The following is a 386-nucleotide window of genomic DNA, read 5'->3' on the forward strand; positions in this document are numbered from 1 at the left end:
GGCGCTGTTGTTCCAGCTCCTCCTCGAGGATGGCCTGGATCCGCTGTGCGTGTTGCAGGGTATCGTCGTCTCGCAGGGCTTGAGCCTTGGTCAACAGTTGTCCGACGAGTTCGTGCAGTTCATCGAGACCGCTGCCGAATGCCGCCAGCTGTTCGGGCGTGAGCTGCTGGCGCTGGGCGTTCTGCCGCCACCAGCGGTTCATCAGTTCGGTGCTGGCGCTGGCGTAGCTCGCCGCCTGTTCCCTGGCCTGCAGGGCACTGCTCAGGCGGTGGCTGGCCCACAGCGAGGCGGCCGCCATCAACGCCAGACTGATTAGGGTGAGCGCGATGAGGGCGCGGAATTTTTGTTGCCAGGACAGGTGCAAAGTCACGATAACGCCTCGCCAT

1 protein-coding gene is annotated in these 386 nt (G+C 64.0%); it reads right to left on the reverse strand.

The features are described 5' to 3' along the window. Window positions 1-370, reverse strand: a 370-nt coding sequence (locus J0A65_RS26250) for a hypothetical protein (RefSeq protein ID WP_206597122.1), incomplete at its 3' end; no start/stop codon positions are given. Window positions 371-386: the final 16 nt, after the last annotated feature.

Source organism: Bowmanella yangjiangensis (assembly GCF_017255015.1).
Lineage (GTDB): Bacteria > Pseudomonadota > Gammaproteobacteria > Enterobacterales > Alteromonadaceae > Bowmanella > Bowmanella yangjiangensis.